This is a genomic window from Rhodanobacter soli, assembly GCF_040548735.1.
GTDB lineage: Bacteria > Pseudomonadota > Gammaproteobacteria > Xanthomonadales > Rhodanobacteraceae > Rhodanobacter > Rhodanobacter soli_A.
Map to the genome: position 1 here is coordinate 586,439 of NZ_JBEPSD010000001.1, position 18,465 is coordinate 604,903.

An 18,465-nucleotide genomic window follows, 5' to 3' on the forward strand; every position below is an offset into this window, starting at 1 on the left:
CGGAGCACGACATGAATCCCTCCAACCACGTCCGCATCGTCGAAGTCGGCGCCCGCGACGGCCTGCAGAACGAGAAGACCCTGCTGCCGGCCGAAGTGAAGATCGCGCTGATCGACCGGCTCTCCTCCACCGGCCTCAAGACGATCGAGGCGACCAGCTTCGTCAGCCCGAAGTGGGTGCCGCAACTGGCCGACGCGGCCGAGGTGTTCCGCGGCATCCGCAAGGTACCCGGCGTGGGTTACCCGGTGCTGGTGCCGAACCTGCAGGGCTACCAGCGCGCACGCGAGGTCGGCGCCACGGACATCGCGGTGTTCACCGCCGCATCGGAAGCGTTCAACCGCAAGAACATCAATGCCTCGATCGACGAGTCGATCGAACGCTTCATCCCGGTGATGGAACAGGCCCGGGCCGACGGCGCGCGGGTGCGTGGCTATGTCTCCACGGTGCTCGGCTGTCCGTACCAGGGCGAGGTGCCGGTCAGTGACGTGGTACGCGTGGCACGCCGGATGTACGAACTGGGCTGTCACGAGATCTCGCTGGGCGACACCATCGGCGTGGGCACGCCGGCGAAGGCGCGCGCGATGCTGCACGCGGTGGCGCAGGAAGTGCCGATGGACGCCCTGGCGGTGCACTTCCACGACACCTACGGCCAGGCGCTGGCGAACATCCTGGCCTGCCTGGAGGAAGGCGTACGCGTGGTCGACAGCGCCGTCTCCGGCACGGGCGGCTGCCCGTACGCGAAGGGCGCCACCGGCAACGTGGCCAGCGAGGACGTGGTCTACATGCTGCACGGCATGGGCATCGAGACCGGCATCGACCTCGATCTGCTCGTCGCCACCGGCGCCTGGCTGGCCGCGCAGCTGCACAAGGAAACCGCCAGCCGGGTCACCCGCGCGCGTACCGCCGCAGCCTGAAAGCTCGCTATCATCGGCGCTTCGACCTCGAGGTTGTGAATTTTTCAACCTCGAGGCCCGGCCATGGACGGCCGGACGCGGATCAGGCACGTCAGTGCCTGATCCGCGTGAGCGAGTCCGGACATGCGCCGGACTCGCGACAGAAGAAAATCACAGGAAGTGATTTTCTTCACAAGCTCTGACCGGACGAAGCGATGCGCGCAAGCCTGACGACCTGGTGGCAAACGGCGGCGATCCTGCTGCTCCTGCTGTGCGCCCTGAGCGCAAGCGCGGCCACGCCGAAGGGCGACTGGCTGTTGCTGCCCGAGCGCGTGTGGACCGGCAACGGCGACGCTGCGCACAGCGGCTGGGCGGTGCTGGTGCACGACGGTGCGATCGCCGCGGTGGGCCCCGCCGCGTCGATCCAGGCGCCGCCCGGCGCGCAGCGCGTCGAGCTGCCCGGCGCCACGCTCACCCCCGGCCTGATCGACCTGCACTCGCACCTGTTCCTGCATCCGTATAACGAAACGTTGTGGAACGACCAGGTGCTGACCGAGCCGCAGGATTACCGCACGCTGGAAGCCGCCGCCCACGCGAAGGCCACGCTGATGGCCGGCTTCACCGCCCTGCGCGACCTCGGCACCGAGGGTGCGGGCTTTGCCGACGTGTCGATCCAGCGTGCGATCAACGAAGGGTTGATCCCGGGACCGCGGATGTTCGTCGCCACGCGCGCCATCGTCGCCACCGCCAGCTATGGACCGGGGCCGCGCGGCTTCCGTCCGGATCTCGATCTGCCGCAAGGCGCGCAGCCGGTCAGCGGCGTGGATGCGGCCATCGCCGCCGTGCGCGAGCAAGCCGCCCGCGGCGCCGACTGGATCAAGCTGTACGCGGACTATCGGGTGGGCCCAGGTGGCGAAACCGCGCCCACCCTCAACCCGGCGGAACTGAAGGCGATCGTCGACACGGCGCACCAGATCGGCCGCCCGGTCGCAGCGCACGCGGCCAGCGATGCCGGCGTGCGGATGGCGGTCGAGGCCGGCGTGGACACCATCGAACACGGCTACGGCGCCAGCGAGGCGACCTTCCGTCTGCTCAAGCAGAAGGGTGTGGCCTATGAACCCACGCTCACCGCGGTCGACGCCACCTCGGAGTATTTCCAGCACTACGTGCCGGGCAAGTCCGAACCCACGCCTGCCATGAAGGAAGCCGAGCGCGCGTTCCGCACCGCGCTGAAAGTCGGCGTCACCATCGGCAACGGCAGCGACGTGGGCGTGTTCGCGCACGGCACCAACTGGCGCGAGCCCGCGGCGATGGTACGCGACGGCATGACCCCGGCGCAGGCGCTGCACGCGGCCACCGACGTGGCGGCGAAGATCCTGCGCCAGTCGCAACACTTCGGCCGCATCGCGCCCGGCATGGCGGCCGACCTCGCCGCGTTCAGCGGCGATCCCAGCACGCAGATCGACGCCCTGGAGAAACCGGTCTTCGTGATGAAGGACGGCGTTCCCTATCGCACTCCCGACATGACCCCATGACCGATACGTTCCTTATCCGCCCGATCGAGCCATCCGACAACGCGGCCATGGCCGCGATCATCCGCAGCGTGATGCCCGAGTTCGGCGCCGACGGTCCCGGCTTCGCGATCCACGACACCGAAGTCGACACGATGTACCAGGCCTACGCGCAACCGCGTTGCAGCTATTTCGTGGTCGAGCGCGACGGCGTGGTGATCGGCGGCGGCGGCATCGCGCCGCTGGAAGGCGGCGAACCGGAGGTGTGCGAGCTGCGCAAGATGTACTTCCTGCCCACGGCGCGCGGCATCGGCGCCGGCACGGCGATGATGCAGCGCTGCCTCGACGCGGCGCGCGCACACGGCTTCAAGCGCTGCTACCTGGAAACGCTGACCGGCATGGATGCGGCGCAGGCGCTGTACAAGCGCAGCGGTTTCACCGCGCTGTGCAGCGCGATGGGCGGCACCGGCCACCACGGCTGCGACCGCTACTTCATCCGCGAGCTGTGAGGTGAGGCGATGGCGAACCACGATCCCCGCGTCGACGCCTACATCGTGAAATCCGCCAGCTTCGCCCGGCCGATCCTGGAACACCTGCGCGCGCTGGTGCACGAGGCCTGCCCCACGGTGGACGAAAGCCTGAAGTGGGGCATGCCGTTCTTCAGCTACAAGGGCGCGCCGATGTGCATGATGGCCGCGTTCAAGCAGCACTGCAGCTTCGGCTTCTGGTTGTCGAAGGAAGTCACCGGCGGCAGTGACGAGGATGGCATGGGGCAGTTCGGCAAACTCGCCTCGCTGAAGGACCTGCCCCCGGACAGGCAGCTGGCTGCCCACCTGAAGAAGGCGATGGCGCTGAACGAGGCCGGCGTGAAGAAGGCGCGCCCGAAGGCCGTCGCGAAACCCGCACCGACGCTGCCGGACGATCTGGCCGCCCTGCTCGCGCAGAAGAAACATGCCGCCGCACGCAAGGCATGGGAGAGCTTCCCACCTGGTGCACAACGCGAGTACGTCGAGTGGATCGCCGAGGCGAAAACCGACGCCACCCGCCAGAAGCGCCTCGCCACCACCCTGGAATGGCTGGCCGAAGGCAAGCGGCGCAACTGGAAGTACGAGAAATGCTGAGAGCCCGTTCATGATCCGCACCGCCCGCGACGAAGACGCCGCCGCCATCCATGCGATCTACGCCCCCTCGGTCAGCACCGGCGTGGCCACCTTCGAGACCGAACTGCCCGGCGTGGACGCGATGCGCGGACGCATCCACACGCGCCTGCAGCACTACCCGTGGCTGGTGTGGGAAGACGCCGGCGAGGTGCTGGCCTACGCCTACGCCGGGCGCTTCCGCGAGCGCGCCGCGTACGACTGGATCGCCGAAACCTCGATCTATGTGCACGCCGATGCGCAGCGCCGCGGCATCGCGCGCCGGCTCTACGGTGTGCTGCTGGACGTGATGCGGCTGCAAGGCCTCACCCAAGCGGTTGGCGTGATCACCCTGCCCGGCAGCGCCAGCGTGGCGATGCACGAGGCGATGGGCTTCACTTCCGCCGGCGTATGGCGCCAGTGCGGCTACAAATTGGGGCAATGGTGGGACGTGGGGGTGTGGCAGAAGGAGCTGCAGGCTGCGGCGAATCCGCCCATGGCCGTCACGCCGTTCCCGCACTTGCCGTCGGCGCCGTTGCAGGAATTGCTGGAAAAACACCGGAGCGCGTAGGGCGGGCACTGCCCGCCGGCTCTGGTTCTTCGGCGTCGAAACGAAGAGCGGCGGGCACTGCCCGCCCTACGCGCTCCTACCAGGGACGCGGCGGATTGCCTTGCAAAAAAAAGGCGTGCCCGCTGTTGCGGGCACGCCTTCATGCATCAAGCGCCAGCCGGCTACTGGTTGAGCAGCAGGTCGACGATCACGCCGGTGGCGATCGCCACCAGCAGGAAGTCGCCGTTGTCGCTGCGTACCCAGTGATAGCCACGTGGCGGTTCGCGCAGGCGGTCGCGGCGCCAGTCGGTCACCACGTAGCGGGTGCGGTATTCCACCGGCAGGTAACCGCCGCGCTTGTACCAGCCCTCGTGACGGCCGCGATCGTGCCAGCTCTTGTAGCGGCCATAGGCATGGCCCGGGGGACCATCGTCGCGCACATAGCGGCGGCCGCGGTCATCACGGTAACCATCGTCACGCTGGTGCCGGTCGCGGTCGCGGTCATGGCCATTGCCACGGTCGCCGTCGTCCTGCCCATACCCCTTGTCGTCGTGACCGTGTCCACGGCCGTGACCGTTGCCCTGCGCCAGCACGGAGCCACTGGCCAGCATCAGCATCGCACCCAACACGGCAGACAGACTCAGTAGCTTCTTCATGCATTGCTCCCCACTGTTGATGGATTGGTTCCGCCGGGCCACTCCCGGTACTGACCGGCTCGCGCCGGCGGTTCGAGGCCACGATGGCCGCCGTTACCACAACGCGGCGTGAATTCGCTGCCATGGCAGGTTTCGCGTTCAGCCTGCAGCCGTGCGCGCCGGTCGGCTACCATGGCGGCTTTTCGGCACTGGCTATCAAGGATTCCCCATGCAGCTCGATCAGGTCAAGGCAATCGTCACCGGCGGCGCTTCCGGTCTCGGCCACGCGGTGGCGCAGCACATCGTCGCCCACGGCGGCCAGGTCGCGCTGTTCGACGTCAACGAGGACAAGGGCCAGGCCGCCGCGAAGGAACTGGGCGACGCCGCGCGTTTCTTCCGCACCGACGTCACCTCCGAGGAAGGCGTGGCCACCAATGTCGCCGCCGCACACCATGCGATGGGCGGCCTGAACGTGGTGATGAACTGCGCCGGCATCCTCGGCGCCGGCCGCGTGCTGGGCAAGGAAGGCCCGATGCCGCTGGGCAACTTCGCCACCACGGTGATGGTGAACCTGGTCGGCAGCTTCAACGTGGCCAAGGCCGGCGCGGCGCTGATGCAGGGCAACGAGGCGGGCGAGGACGGCGAGCGCGGCGTGATCATCAACACCGCCAGCGTCGCGGCCTACGAAGGGCAGATCGGCCAGGCCGCGTATTCCGCCTCCAAGGGCGGCGTGGTCGGCATGACCCTGCCGATGGCGCGCGAGCTGGCACGCTTCGGCATCCGCGTGGCGACGATCGCGCCGGGCATCTTCTGGACTCCGATGGTCGACAGCATGTCCGAGGCCGTGCAGCAGTCGCTGAGCGCCTCGATCCCGTTCCCCTCGCGGCTGGGCCAGCCGGCCGAGTTCGCCGCGACGGTCGCCTTCATCCTCGGCAACCGCTACATCAACGGCGAGACGATCCGCCTCGACGGCGCGGTGCGGCTGCAGCCGAAGTAATCTTCCCGTTTCCAACCCCACTCCATACGAATCCATCGCATGAAAGCTTCCGACGTCAAGAAAGGCAACGTGGTCGAGCACGACGGCACCGTCTACCAGGTACGCGACATCGAGCGCAGTTCGCCGAGTGCGCGTGGCGGCAACGTCACCTTCCGCTTCACCCTGTACACGATCCCCGGCGGGCGCAAGTATGACCTCAGCCTGCGTGCCGAAGACGAGCTGCGCGAGATGGACCTGGTGCGCCGTGCCGCCAACTTCTCCTACATGGACGACGGCGCGTTCGTGTTCATGGACGCCGAGGATTACACCCAGTACCCGCTGTCGCCGGAACTGGTGGGCGACAACGCCGGCTACATCGTCGAAGGCGTCGAGGGCTACTACGTGCAGCTGATCGACGACGCGCCGGTCGGCCTGCAGGTGCCGACCAGCGTGGTGCTGACGGTGGTCGACACCGCGCCGGAAATGAAGGGCTCCAGCGCCACCAAGCGCACCAAGCCGGCCAAGCTCGATACCGGCATCGAAATCCAGGTGCCCGAGTACATCAGCAACGACGAGAAGGTGTGGGTGAACACGCTCACCGGCGAGTTCGCTGGCAGAGCCTGAGAGCAGGAGTGAGTGAAGAGGCGTGAGAAACGAGTGGTTTTGTCATACTCGACTCTCACTCCTCGACACCAACTTCCAGCCCCATGCCCCCCAGCGGTTATTCGCTACGCGCCCATGCGATCGAGAGCCTGACCGACATCAAGCGGCCGGACGTGCCGCTGCGGGTGGTGCTGCGCAATACCGCGGCGGTGATCCTGCCGCTGGCCGTGGGCATGGCGACCGGCCATCCGCAGATCGGCCTGGGCGTGGCGGCCGGTGCGCTGGACACGATGTTCTCCGACCAGCCCGGGCCGTATCGCCAGCGCATGCGGCAACTGCTGCTGGCGTCGCTGGCGGCCGGTCTCGCCGCGCTGGTGGGTTTTCTGATCGGCGGCCAGTTGCTGCCGATCCTTCTCGCTACCGCCGCCTGCGGTTTCTTCGGCGGCATGCTGGTGGTATTCGGCGCGGATACCGCGCGGGTCGGCATGACCAGCATGATCCTGCTGGTGATCACCGCGTCGACGCCGACGTCGCTGGGCCATGCGCTCGGCGGCGCCGCGCTGATCTTCGCCGGCGGCATGCTGCTCACCGCGTTTTCGCTGGCGGCGTGGCCGCTGCAGCGCTACTGGCCGGAGCGCATCGAGCTGGCGCGGGTGTACGCCGGGCTGGCCGCACTGGCCCGCGAACAGGCGCATGACGATGCCGAGGTGCCGGCGCTGACCGAGGCGATGACCAGCCTGCAGCGCACCTTGCTGGGCCGCCATCGCGCGCACGGCCGCGCGATGGAAGCCTTCGGCGTACTGCTGGAGCTGGCCGAGCGGATTAGGCTGGAGCTCACCGCGATGACCGAGCTGCATGCCAACCCCGCCATCCACGCGATGTTCCGCGACGACGCCGCGCGCGTGCTGGCGGCGATCGCCGAGGCACTGCAGCAGGGCGACCCGCCCGAGCGGGCCGACCGCGCGCTGCAGACCCTGCGCGCCAGCGAGCGCGCCCTGCTCGACGGCGGCGGCGACGCCGACGGCCTGGCCGCGCACATCCATGCGCTGGCCGGCCAGCTGGCCGCTGCGGTGCGCAACGCCGACTGGGCCGGCAGCCGCGGCGAACTGCGCGCCAGCGCGGCGGAAACCCGGCTGCCGACGTCACTGCGCAGCAGCTCCACCTGGGCCACCCTGCGCGCCAACCTCACGCCGCGTTCGGTGGCGTTCCGTCACGCCGTGCGCATGGCGGTCTGCCTCAGCGCGGCGCTGTGGATCTCGCGCCTGCTGCACCTGCCGCACGGCTACTGGCTGCCGATGACCGCGGCGATCGTGCTGCGCCCGGACTTCGCCGCCACCTTCAACTTCGGCCTGCTGCGCGTGCTCGGCACGGTGCTGGGGCTGGTGCTCACCACGGTGCTGCTGCACATCACGCCGGACGAACCGTGGGCGCACCTGGCGCTGATGGCGGTGCTGTGCATGGCGTTCCGCTACCTGGCCGGTGCGCATTACGGCATCGCGGTGGCGACGCTGACCGGCACCGTGGTGATCCTGCTGTCGTTCGAAGGCGTCAGCCCCGGCCTGGCGGTGTCGGACCGGGTGCTCAACACCGCGCTCGGCTGCGGCATGGCCCTGCTCGCCTACGTGGCCTGGCCGACCTGGGAGCGCGGCCGCGCCCGCGCCGCACTGGCGGTGATGCTGGATGCCTACGCCAGTTACCTGCGCGCCCTGGCGCAACCCGACCGAGGCGGCAACCGCAACGACACCCGCACCGCGGCGCGCACCGCCCGCACCAATGCGCAAGCCTCGATCGACCGCATGCGCACCGAGCCGGCCACGCCGCCGGAACTGCTGGCGCTGGCCCGCGCGCTGTTCGCCAACGGCAACCGCCTGGCGCGCACCGCGATGGCCCTGGAAGCCACCCTCGACGATCTCGCCACGCTGCCCGCGGCGGACGCCATCGGCCGTTTCGTCGAGCACAACGCCGACGCCGTGCAGGCCATCGCCACGGCGTTGCGCGAACGGCAGCCGCTGGGCGCCCTGCCCGAGCTGCGCGCCATGCAGCGCGAGCTGGTCACCTCGATGCAGGAGGTCGGCGACCGCGCCGCACTCGAGCTGCTGGCACGCATCAGCGACCGGCTGGTCGACAACGTCGACACGCTGGCCCACGTGACGAAACGCGGCCTGTCGGAGCCCGCCGCCGCGGAACCGCCGCCGGCGTAAGCCGCGCCGCACCATGTGCGGGCGCAACGCGACGCCACCGTGCGGAGGTTTTACACTGCACGGATGCTCAAGATCGATACCCACGCGCACATCCTGCCCCGCGACTGGCCGAACCTGGCGGCCAAGTACGGCGACGACCGCTTCCCGGTGATGACCCATACCGACGGGCGCCACCGCATCTACAAGGACAGCCGGTTCTTCCGCGAAGTGTGGGATTCGGCGTTCGACCCGCAGACGCGCATCGACGACTACGCCCGCTTCGGCGTCGACGTGCAGGTGATCTCCACCGTGCCGGTGCTGTTCTCGTACTGGGCGCCGGGCCACCAGGCACTGGAGCTGCATCGCCATCTGAACGACCACATGGCCGGCATCTGCCGCGACTTCCCGCGCCACTACGCCGGCATCGGTACGGTGCCGCTGCAGGCGCCGCAGCTGGCCGTGCGCGAACTGGAACGCTGCATCGACGAGCTGGGCCTGCAGGGCGTGCAGATCGGCTCGCACTGCGGCGACTGGAACCTGGATGCGCCGGAACTGTTCCCGTTCTTCGAAGCCGCCGCCGATCTCGGCGCCGCGGTGCTGGTGCACCCGTGGGACATGATGGGCATGGCCAGCATGCCGAAGTACTGGATGCCGTGGCTGGTCGGCATGCCCGCCGAACAGTCGCGCGCCGCCTGCTGCCTGGTATTCGGCGGCGTGATGGAGCGGCTGCCGAAGCTGCGCGTGATGCTGGCGCACGGCGGCGGCAGCTTCCCCTCGACGATCGGCCGCATCGAACACGGCTTCCGCATGCGGCCGGACCTGGTCGCCACCGATAACCCGCGCAACCCGCGCGAGTACCTCAAGCGCTTCTACTTCGACTCCTGCGTGCACGACGACCAGGCGCTGCGCTATCTGCTGGATGTGACGGGCGCCCACCAGGTGATGCTCGGCACCGACTATCCTTTCCCGCTGGGGGAGCAGGAACCCGGCAGCGGCATCGAGGCGCTGGGCCTTGACGAAGCCGACCGCGCACGGCTGTTCCACGGCACGGCGCTGGAATGGCTGGGCCTGCCCCGCCACCGCTTCGCCCCCGATCCCCTTCCGAAGGAACCCGCATGAGCTTCCTGCGCACCACCACCCTCGCGATCGCCTTCGCCACCGCCCTGCTGGCCGGCGGCGCGCATGCCGCCGACGTCAGCATGGCCGACGGCAGCGTCCACTTCAGCACGCCGGACAACTGGCTCGGCATCATGGAAACCCAGGGCGACCCCGAAGCCCGCGTGTTCCAGGTGCCTGATCCCTCGCCCACCGGCAAGAACAGCCTCGCCCGCGTCACCGTCACGGTGAAGCAGGTGGCCGACGTCAACGGCTTCAACCAGTACCGCAGCGAAGCCACCGCGAAGGCCATGGCGCTGCCCGGCTACAAGGCCGCCGCGGTGCCGCCGAGCCCGAACAGCAACATCTATACCGCGCAGGAAAACGCCACCGGCTTCAACTACACCGAGCACTACTGGTTCAAGAACGGCCACGCGATCCAGCTGCGCTGCGTGCGCCCCAGCCAGACCGAAGCCGGCGCCGAGTGGAAGGCCGCCTTCGACAAGGGCTGCGAAGCGATTGCTGCGCAACTGAAGTAAGTCACCTGGCTCCCTCCCCTGCTTGCAGGGGAGGGTTGGGGAGGGGTTCGCTCTTGATCTTCCCGCACCCTCGGGCAACCCCCCTCCCAACCTCCCCCTGAATTCAGGGGGAGGAGCCGCTCTCAGGGATCGAACGATGCACGCAACATATGAAGACACCCTCGACTGGGCCAACGCCCGGGACGCTGCCGACCCGCTGCGCGCGTTCCGCGACGAGTTCCTGATCCCGCCGCACGAAGGCCGCGACAGTACGTACTTCTGCGGCAACTCGCTCGGCCTGCAGCCGCGCGCGGTGCGCGAAGCAGTCAATGCGGAACTGGATTACTGGGGTGAACTGGGCGTCGAAGGCCACTTCAAGGGCCGCCTGCCGTGGATGGACTACCACGAGTTCGTGCGCGACGACCTCGCCGCCGTGGTCGGTGCGCTTCCCTCTGAAGTGGTGGCGATGAACACCCTGGGTGTGAACCTGCACCTGATGATGGTGAGCTTCTACCGCCCGACGAAAAAACGGCACGCCATCCTGATCGAGGCCGGCGCATTTCCCACCGATCGCTACGCGGTGGAATCGCAAATCCGCTTCCATGGTTTCGATCCGGCCACATCGCTGATCGAACTGCAACCCGACGAACCGAACGGCCTTGTTTCCGTCGCCGCGATCGAGCGCGTGCTGACCGAGCATGGCGAGCGCATCTCGCTGGTGATGCTGCCCGGCGTGCAATATCGCACCGGCCAGGCGTTCGACCTCAAGGCCATCACCGCGCTCGCACACAGGCAATGCTGCACGGTCGGCTTCGACCTCGCCCATGCGGTCGGCAACCTGCCGCTGCAGCTGCACGACAGCGGCGCCGACTTCGCGATCTGGTGCAGCTACAAATACCTGAACAGCGGCCCCGGCGCGGTCGGCGGCGCGTTCGTGCACGAGCGCCATGCCAAGGCCGTGCTGCCGCGCTTTGCCGGCTGGTGGGGCCACGACAAAACCACCCGCTTCCAGATGGGTCCGGAGTTCGTGCCCACCCCCGGCGCCGACGGCTGGCAACTGTCCAACCCGCCGATCCTGGCGCTCGCCCCGCTGCGCGTGTCGCTGCAGATTTTCCGCCGCGCCGGCATGGATCGCCTGCGCGAAAAATCGCTGCAGCTCACCGGCTACCTGGAATGGCTGGTGCAGACCCAACTGTCCGACGTGCTGCAGGTAGTGACTCCCGCCGAACCCACACGCCGCGGCGCCCAGCTGTCGATCCGCGTGACCGGCGGCCGCGAACGCGGCCGCGCCCTGTTCGAACACCTGATGGCCCACGGCATCATCGGCGACTGGCGCGAACCCGACGTGATCCGCATCTCGCCGGCACCGCTCTACAACCGGTTTGCGGATTGCCTGGCGTTTGCGGAAGCGGTGCGGGAATGGAGCCACGGCTGACCGATTCGATACCCTGACTGCTTATGTCCGCTTTCGACCCGAAGCTGCCGGTCACGAAGACGCGATGAGGCTCATTGTGGGACGATCCTCATCGGGGTTTGCGATGGATGTATAACCGGACGCAGGGTCGGCAACGTCAAGTGGTGCAAGGGGATGGCGCCTGCGGGTATCGCTTGATGCGAGATGTATAACCCGACCCAGGTCGATCTATTAGGTAGTTAGGCCTAATGAAACGAGACTCGATAGCCGAGGTATCAATCGACACTTCAGGTCGCCTGCATGTGCGCCCTGCCTCGGAGTTGTTCCCTTATGTGTGGCGCGCAGCTATGGAGGTTCAGTGGAGTGAAGCAACTGGCACATTGCATTCTCCAGTGCCAAGGGCATGGTCGTACGGTGACTGGTTTCGCCAGATCTTAGCGGCCGTCCAGGACGAGTACGGCTACCACCTGCAGCTCACGCCACATACCTCTTGGTGCAATGTCGGCCCAGAAACACAGAGCTCGATCGTTGCCGCCTCACAAAATGAGGCCTAACAGTTCGTTCAAGGCGGACGGCTGCGCCGCCGCTTAACTCCAGCGTTAGACCTATGCGCACACTGCTAGCTCTCATATTTGGTTTCTTCTCGATCCTCGGCTATACGCGGACGCCCTCGGCGCTGGCTTCGGCTGCCGGGTTATGGCAGTTCGAAGGGAACACGGTTTGGGTTCAAATTGACCAAGATGGGTCGGCCTATCAATGCCGCGTCGCTGTCGATGGAACTGTTTATGCATCAACGGGAATCGTTGTTGCACCCAGCTCAATCCACTGGCGGCAAATTTGGGGCATAGACCAAGTTTCGTTACAGGCGGATACCATGGTCCTTAAAGGGCCGTATGGTGCCTTCCGTTATCAGCGAGCTCCTCAAGCAATGGCCCCTGCATGCGTAGTTGCTAGGCAGCGGTCTAACATTTCGTTCAAGGCGGACGCCTCCGGCGCCGCCTAACTCCAGCGTTAGGTGTCTTTCGATGCGTTCACGCGACCCGAGATTAAGTGCGGTGGAGTCCTACTCTGACGCCCTTCGCGACTTAGTGAACGACCGAGTCAGCTGGAAGGGCGAGCCTGCGCGAAAGTTGCGGTTGAACACTGACGAGGATTGGAGCTTCGTCTGCGTGGCCATGGACATACTCGGTGACGCATCGCTGGCGCTGCACAACTTCCTAGAGTTTGGCATCGACGGCCCCACTAAGTACGACGATACGGGCGAAAAATATCTAAGACTCTACGGCCTCCTGAGCGCCGCATACATTCAGCAGCAGGCCGCGCTCAAGCTTCATAACCTGATGAACGGCGCCAAGCAGAAAGACTTCAAGCGACGGGCAGATCAGCTTGCTATTCGCATTCTGCGGCACCAACTCGCGTCCCACAGTCTCGACTGCAGGGATTTTTCTACCAACTCTGTATCCGCATTTGTGCCGGTACGGATTGACTTAGGCGGCTTCAATTGCACGGTCACGGAAAATAGAGGCGACGGGTCCGCGTCATATAACCTCCGAGAAGGCGTGAAGGGGCATTGTGAGTTCATGCTCGATCTGCTGGATGCGACGTATGAAAAGAGCTACCGAACTCTATTCAAGAATAATCGGGCAAAGCTAGACGAACATTCCGGAAAGCTAGAGGAACTTCGCCATGCCAAGGCCGGACACCTTGTCTTCAAATCGCCGCACCCAGGCGGGCCAAACATTGTTATCGTTCCCATGAAGGTGCCCAGAGAAGACACCTAACAATTCATTCAAGTCGACGCCAATTCGTGGCGCGGCGTAACGCAGGCGTTGAACGTCTGCTTCTGGCCGAGAGCAGACGCCCGACATCACACCCGGCTCTGTGGCTGCCGCACCTGCCCTTCCCCGCGCACCACAAAGCGCTCCACCGTGAGCGCTTCGGCGCCCATCGGGCCGTAGGCGTGTAGCCGCGTGGTGGAGATGCCGATCTCGGCGCCGAGGCCGAGTTCGCCGCCGTCGCTGAAGCGGGAGGAGGCATTGACCATCACCACGGCGGAGCGGATCGCCTGCACGAAGCGTTGCGCGGCGGCTTCGTCGGTGGTGGCGATGACTTCGGTGTGGTCGGAGCCGTAGCGGTGGATGTGGGCGATGGCGGCGTCGAAGTCGTCGACCACGTGCACGGCGAGGATCAGGTCGAGGAATTCGGCGGCGTAGTCGTCGTCGGTCGCCGCGCGCATGTCGGGCACCAGGGCGCGGCTGCGTTCGTCGCCGCGCAGCTCGACGCCGCGCTCGCGCAGTGCCTGCGCCGCCTGCGGCAGGAACGCTTCGGCCACGTCGCGATGTACCAGCAACGTCTCCAGCGCGTTGCACACGCCGGGGCGCGAGGTCTTGCCGTCGATCAGCAGGTCCAGGGCGAGCGCGGGATCGGCAGCGCGGTCCACGTACAGGTGGCAGACGCCCTTGTAGTGCTTGATCACCGGCACACGCGCGTGTTCGGCGACGAAACGGATCAGGCCTTCGCCGCCGCGCGGGATGGCCAGGTCGACGATATCGACGAGCTGCAGCAGTTCGACCATCGTCTCGCGGCGCAGGTCTTCGACGAGGGTCACGGCGGCGGTCGGCACGCCGTGCGCCTCCAGTGCCAACTTCAGCGCCGCGGCGATCGCGGTGTTGGAATGGATCGCCTCGGAGCCGCCGCGCAGGATCACCGCGTTGCCGGCCATCAGGCACAGCGCCGCGGCGTCGGCGGTGACGTTGGGACGCGCCTCGTAGATCATCGCGATGACGCCGAGCGGGATGCGCACGCGTTCCACCGACAGGCCGTTCGGCCGCGTCTCGCGGCGGGTCGTCACGCCGACCGGATCGGGCAGTTCGGCTACCTCGCGCAGCGCATTGGCGATGCCGGCCACGCGGGACTGGTCCAGGCGCAGGCGGTCGAGCATGGCGCCCTGCACACCTTTCGCCGCGGCCTGGCGCATGTCTTCAGCGTTGGCGGCCAGCACCGCGGCGGACTGCGCTTCGAGTGCCGCGGCCATGTCGCGCAGCAGCGCGCGCTTCGCCTCGCTGCCCAGCGCCGCCACGACCCGCGCGGCGTCGCGGCAAGCCAGTGCCTGTTCGCGGATCGTGCTCATGTGCTGATCTCCTGCCCGGATGCGACCGGGCGATTCATGCTGACGAGGTCGTCGCGATGCACCACCTCGTCGCCGTAGCTGTAGCCGAGCGTGCCGTCGATCTCGCGGCTGTGCCGGCCGGCCAGACGGCGCACTTCGGCGGCGCCGTACTGGCTGAGCCCGCGTGCGACGGCAGCGCCATCCGCGTCGACGATCTCCACCAGGTCGCCGCGGTGGAACTCGCCGTCGGCGCCGAGTACACCGCCCGGCAGCAGCGAGACGCGCCCGCCGGCCAGCGCCTTCGCCGCACCGGCGTCGATGCGGATGCGGCCCGGCGCGGCGGGTGCGTGGCGCAGCCAGTACTTGCGTGCTTGCAGGCGCGTGGAGCCCGCGGCGATCAGGGTACCGCGCAGTTGCCCGTGTTGCAGCGCCTGCACGGTGGCCGCCTCGCGGCCGCTGAACAAGGCCGTGGGGATGCCGGCCGCGGCGGCCTTCGCCGCCGCCTGCAGCTTGGTGCGCATGCCGCCGGTGCCGGCCGCGCTGCCGCTGTCGCCGGCCATCGCGACGATCTCGGGGGTGAGCGCGGCCACCTGCGCGATCGGCACGGCCGCGGGATCGCGCCGCGGGTCGGCGCTGTACAGCGCATCGACGTCGGAGGCGATCAGCAGCAGGTCGGCGTCGACCAGTGCGGCCACGATGGCGGCAAGGTTGTCGTTGTCGCCGAGCTTCAATTCATCCACCGAGACGGTGTCGTTCTCGTTGATCACCGGCAGCACGCCGAGCTGCAGCAACTCGCGCAAGGTGGCGCGTGCGTTGAGGTAGCGGCGGCGGTTGCGCAGGTCGTCGTGGGTCAGCAGCACCTGCGCCACCGGCCGCGCGGACAGCGATTGCCACAGCGCGATCATCGGCGCCTGGCCCAGCGCGGCCAGCGCCTGCCGCGCGGCGAGGCCGCCGCCGTCGCTCGCATGCTGGCGCAGCAGCGCGCGCCCCGCCGCCACCGCGCCGGAGGACACCAGCACCACCTCGCGGCCTTCCGCATGGCTGGCGGCGATGAACGCGGCCAGCGCCTCGGCATGGCGCGGGGTGAGGCCGCCGCCATCGGCGGCGAGCAGGTTGCTGCCCACCTTGAGCACGGCGCGGCGCCAGCGCGGCAAGGCCTGTCCGGGCAACGTGTTCATGCGGCACCGTCCACCCGCGGTGCAGGAGTGCGATCGCCGTGGCTCTTCGGCGCGGAGACCACGAGAAAGCGGACGTCCGCCGTACTGTCGTTGCGCATCTGGTGCGCGGCACCGGGCGGCACGTGCAAGCCCTCGCCGCGCCGCAACGGATGCGCCACGCCTTCCACTTCCAGCGTGGCCATGCCTTCCAGCACGTAGAAGAACTGGCGCGCCCGCGCATGCCGATGCCGCTGCTCGACAGTACCCGGCGGCATGCGCTCCTCGATCACGCTGAGGTCGTCGCCGGCCAGCAGGTGCCAGCCGTCGCAAGCGTCACCCCAGTGGTAGTGCTGCGCGTTCGCCGTGCTGACCGCCGCCATGTCGCACCCTCTTCAACGATCGAGTTGATCCAGTCGTGCCCGCAATTCATCCAGCCGCAGGTCGTTGCCGGCACCCGGCGAGACGCGCGCGGCGAGGCTGCTTTCCGGCGTGCGCCCCTGCCCTGCGGATGCCGCGGTTTCCGCCGCCGCGCGATACGCGTCGCGGAACGGCACGCCGGCGGCGGCCTGCTCCATCGCCACGTCGGTGGCGTACATCGCCGGCTCGATCGCGGCACGCATCGCGGCTTCATTCCACTCAAACCGCGCCAGCAGGTCGGGTACCAGTTCCAGCGCCATCAGGCCATGGCGCACGCCATGGAAGATCGAGCCCTTGGAGAACTGCAGGTCGCGCTGGTAGCCGGACGGCAGCGACAGCAGCTGTTCGATCTCGGTACGCGCGGCGGCCACGCTGGCATAGCTGGCGCGCAGCAGTTCGATCACGTCGGGGTTGCGCTTGTTCGGCATGATCGAGCTGCCGGTGGTGTATTCGGGCGGCAGTTTGACGAAGTTGAATTCGGCGGTGGTGAACAGCGACAGGTCCCACGCCATCCTTCGCAGGTCGAGCAGCGCACCGCCTATCGCCTCCAGCACGGCCATCTCGAACTTGCCGCGCGACAGCTGCGCGTAGATCGGCGATACCTGCATGCGCGCGAAACCGAGCGCCTTGGTGGTGTGCTCGCGATCGAGTTTCATGTTCACGCCGTAGCCGGCAGCGGTGCCGAGCGGGTTCGCGTCGATCAGCGTCATCGTCTGCCGCGCGCGCAGCGCACTGTCGATGAAACCCTCGGCGAAACCGGCGAACCACATCGCGGTGGACGAGACCACCGCGCGCTGCAGATGGGTATAGCCCGGCATCGGCACGGACGGCTGCGCGGCGCGATCGAGGCAGACCCCGGCGATGGCGCAGCAATGCGCTTCCAGTGCGGCCAGCTTGTCCTTCAGCCATAGTCGGGTGGCGACCAGGATCTGGTCGTTGCGGCTGCGCCCGGTATGCACGCGGCGGCCGGCGTCGCCGAGGCGCTCGGTGAGCCGCGCCTCGATCGCCGAGTGGCCGTCCTCGTAGCGCTCGTCCAGCACGAACGCGCCGCTGCGGAAATCGTCGGCCAACGCATCCAGCTCGCGCTTCAACGCGGCGGCTTCGTCGGCGCTGACCACGCCGATGTTGGCCAGCCCTTCCACGTGCGCCTTGCTGGCGGTGACGTCGTGCAGGAAGAACTCGCGATCCAGCAGCACGTCGTCGCCGGCGAGGAACTGCATGATCTTCGCGTCGATCTGGATGCCGGATTTTTGCCAGAGGGGTTGGGTCATGGTGGTGTCCTGAATCGGCTAGAGCGGAATCGCGGTGTATTCGTCCACGCCGATCGCGCGGTTGATGTTCTGCATCGCCTGGGTGGCGGCGCCCTTGAGCAGGTTGTCCAGCGTGGCCACGATCACCACGCGCTTGCCGTCGGCCGACACCGCGAAGCCGCCGACCTCGGCGTGGTGGCGGTGCGCGATGCGGCTGACCCAGGGCGCCTCGTCGGTCACGACGGCCAGCTTCTCGCTGTCGTACGCGGCATGGAAACGCTGCAGCACTTCCTCACGCTTCAGCGGGCGGGTGAGATACAGGTTGCTGGTGACGGTGAGTCCGCGGAAGTGCGGCGCCACGTGCGGCATGAACTCCACCTGCACGCCGAGCCGGAACGAGGCTTCCTTCTCGTGCATGTGCCCGGTGAGCGCATACGGCATCAAGTTGTCGCGCAGCTTGTCCGGATCGTTCTTGTCTGACGGCGTGGTGCCGGCGCCGGAATAGCCGGAGACGCCGAAACACACCGGCGGCGCGGCCAGCAGATCCTTCAGCGGCGCGATGGAAAGCTGCATCGCGGTGGCGTAGCAGCCGGGATTGCTGATGTGTTTCTCGCCACGCCACTGACCGCGGGTGAGTTCCGGCAGACCGTAGTACCACGATGGATCGAAGCGGTAGTCGGCGGAAAGATCGAGGATCAGCGTGTCCGGCTTCGCCGCGTCGATCGCCGCCACATAAGGGGTCGCCTTGCCGTTCGGCAACGCCAGGATCACCACGTCGGCGCCCTGCGCCGCCACCGCGGCCGGGTCCAGGCTGGCATAGCGCAGTTCGCCGGCAAAGCCGTCGACGTGATCGGCCACGCGTTGACCATCCAGTTCGCGCGAGGAGACGAAGGCCAGCTGCAGCACCGGATGCGCCGCGATCAGGCGGATCAGTTCCATGCCGGTATGGCCGCGCGCGCCGACGATGCCGATGGTTTTTTTGTCGTGTGCCATTTGTTCATTCCTGCAGTATTTTGCCCCT

General features: G+C 67.6%; 19 protein-coding genes. 13 read left to right on the top strand and 6 right to left on the bottom strand.

Features of this window, described 5'->3' with window-relative positions; translation table 11 throughout:
- The first annotated feature begins 11 nt into the window (after window positions 1-11).
- The 5 genes from ABIE04_RS02695 to ABIE04_RS02715 all read left to right on the top strand — a co-directional run bounded on the left by ABIE04_RS02695 (window position 12) and on the right by ABIE04_RS02715 (window position 4,111).
- Entirely contained in the window at window positions 12-914 is a 903-nt protein-coding gene (locus ABIE04_RS02695) for a hydroxymethylglutaryl-CoA lyase (protein ID WP_354547037.1), read from the top strand.
- Window positions 915-1,108: 194 nt separating this feature from the next.
- Window positions 1,109-2,428: a metal-dependent hydrolase family protein gene (locus ABIE04_RS02700; protein ID WP_354547038.1), complete on the top strand. Its 1,320-nt coding sequence runs from the start codon at window positions 1,109-1,111 to the stop codon at window positions 2,426-2,428.
- Window positions 2,425-2,913, top strand: coding sequence for a GNAT family N-acetyltransferase (locus tag ABIE04_RS02705; protein ID WP_354547039.1), 489 nt, complete (start codon window positions 2,425-2,427; stop codon window positions 2,911-2,913). The genes ABIE04_RS02700 and ABIE04_RS02705 overlap by 4 nt, the downstream gene beginning before the upstream one ends.
- A gap of 9 nt (window positions 2,914-2,922) precedes the next feature.
- Complete coding sequence (locus ABIE04_RS02710; protein WP_354547040.1) at window positions 2,923-3,525, top strand: YdeI/OmpD-associated family protein; 603 nt, start codon at window positions 2,923-2,925, stop codon at window positions 3,523-3,525.
- 10 nt (window positions 3,526-3,535) lie between these two features.
- Complete coding sequence (locus ABIE04_RS02715) at window positions 3,536-4,111, top strand: GNAT family N-acetyltransferase (protein WP_354547041.1); 576 nt, start codon at window positions 3,536-3,538, stop codon at window positions 4,109-4,111.
- 161 nt (window positions 4,112-4,272) lie between these two features.
- Here the strand turns inward: ABIE04_RS02715 and ABIE04_RS02720 are convergent, their stop codons facing one another.
- The gene (locus tag ABIE04_RS02720) at window positions 4,273-4,746 is read right to left on the bottom strand and encodes an RcnB family protein (RefSeq protein WP_354547042.1); all 474 of its coding nucleotides are present in this window, start codon (window positions 4,744-4,746) and stop codon (window positions 4,273-4,275) included.
- A gap of 208 nt (window positions 4,747-4,954) precedes the next feature.
- Here ABIE04_RS02720 and ABIE04_RS02725 point away from each other — a divergent pair, with 208 nt between their 5' ends.
- The 8 genes from ABIE04_RS02725 (at window position 4,955) to ABIE04_RS02760 (ending at window position 13,292) form a co-directional block, all read left to right on the top strand.
- Complete coding sequence (locus ABIE04_RS02725; RefSeq protein WP_354547043.1) at window positions 4,955-5,722, top strand: SDR family NAD(P)-dependent oxidoreductase; 768 nt, start codon at window positions 4,955-4,957, stop codon at window positions 5,720-5,722.
- A 39-nt stretch (window positions 5,723-5,761) separates the two neighbouring features.
- Window positions 5,762-6,325, top strand: coding sequence for an elongation factor P-like protein EfpL (gene efpL / locus ABIE04_RS02730; protein ID WP_343850599.1), 564 nt, complete (start codon window positions 5,762-5,764; stop codon window positions 6,323-6,325).
- Window positions 6,326-6,408: 83 nt separating this feature from the next.
- Window positions 6,409-8,505, top strand: coding sequence for an FUSC family protein (locus ABIE04_RS02735; RefSeq protein WP_354547044.1), 2,097 nt, complete (start codon window positions 6,409-6,411; stop codon window positions 8,503-8,505).
- A 63-nt stretch (window positions 8,506-8,568) separates the two neighbouring features.
- Complete coding sequence (locus ABIE04_RS02740) at window positions 8,569-9,603, top strand: amidohydrolase family protein (protein WP_354547045.1); 1,035 nt, start codon at window positions 8,569-8,571, stop codon at window positions 9,601-9,603.
- Complete coding sequence (locus tag ABIE04_RS02745) at window positions 9,600-10,118, top strand: hypothetical protein (RefSeq protein WP_354547046.1); 519 nt, start codon at window positions 9,600-9,602, stop codon at window positions 10,116-10,118. Before ABIE04_RS02740 ends, ABIE04_RS02745 begins: the two co-directional genes overlap by 4 nt.
- Window positions 10,119-10,254: 136 nt before the next feature.
- Window positions 10,255-11,532, top strand: coding sequence for a kynureninase (kynU, locus tag ABIE04_RS02750; RefSeq protein WP_354547047.1), 1,278 nt, complete (start codon window positions 10,255-10,257; stop codon window positions 11,530-11,532).
- 227 nt (window positions 11,533-11,759) lie between these two features.
- Entirely contained in the window at window positions 11,760-12,065 is a 306-nt protein-coding gene (locus ABIE04_RS02755; RefSeq protein ID WP_354547048.1) for a hypothetical protein, read from the top strand.
- Window positions 12,066-12,536: 471 nt separating this feature from the next.
- On the top strand, window positions 12,537-13,292 hold the full coding sequence (locus tag ABIE04_RS02760) for a hypothetical protein (protein WP_354547049.1): 756 nt from the start codon (window positions 12,537-12,539) through the stop codon (window positions 13,290-13,292).
- A gap of 86 nt (window positions 13,293-13,378) precedes the next feature.
- Here ABIE04_RS02760 and ABIE04_RS02765 read toward each other — a convergent pair whose 3' ends face one another.
- From ABIE04_RS02765 to argC, 5 genes are read right to left on the bottom strand one after another with little or no spacing between them, the layout of a single operon-like run.
- Complete coding sequence (locus ABIE04_RS02765) at window positions 13,379-14,641, bottom strand: glutamate-5-semialdehyde dehydrogenase (protein ID WP_354547050.1); 1,263 nt, start codon at window positions 14,639-14,641, stop codon at window positions 13,379-13,381.
- Window positions 14,638-15,798 carry a glutamate 5-kinase gene (gene proB / locus ABIE04_RS02770; RefSeq protein ID WP_354547051.1) on the bottom strand — a complete coding sequence of 387 codons (1,161 nt, stop codon included), beginning with the start codon at window positions 15,796-15,798 and terminating at the stop codon, window positions 14,638-14,640. The genes ABIE04_RS02765 and proB overlap by 4 nt, the downstream gene beginning before the upstream one ends.
- On the bottom strand, window positions 15,795-16,157 hold the full coding sequence (locus ABIE04_RS02775; protein WP_354547052.1) for a cupin domain-containing protein: 363 nt from the start codon (window positions 16,155-16,157) through the stop codon (window positions 15,795-15,797). The genes proB and ABIE04_RS02775 overlap by 4 nt, the downstream gene beginning before the upstream one ends.
- Before the next feature lie 12 nt (window positions 16,158-16,169).
- Complete coding sequence (gene argH / locus ABIE04_RS02780) at window positions 16,170-17,465, bottom strand: argininosuccinate lyase (RefSeq protein WP_354547053.1); 1,296 nt, start codon at window positions 17,463-17,465, stop codon at window positions 16,170-16,172.
- An 18-nt stretch (window positions 17,466-17,483) separates the two neighbouring features.
- Entirely contained in the window at window positions 17,484-18,437 is a 954-nt protein-coding gene (gene argC / locus ABIE04_RS02785; protein ID WP_354547054.1) for an N-acetyl-gamma-glutamyl-phosphate reductase, read from the bottom strand.
- Window positions 18,438-18,465: the final 28 nt, after the last annotated feature.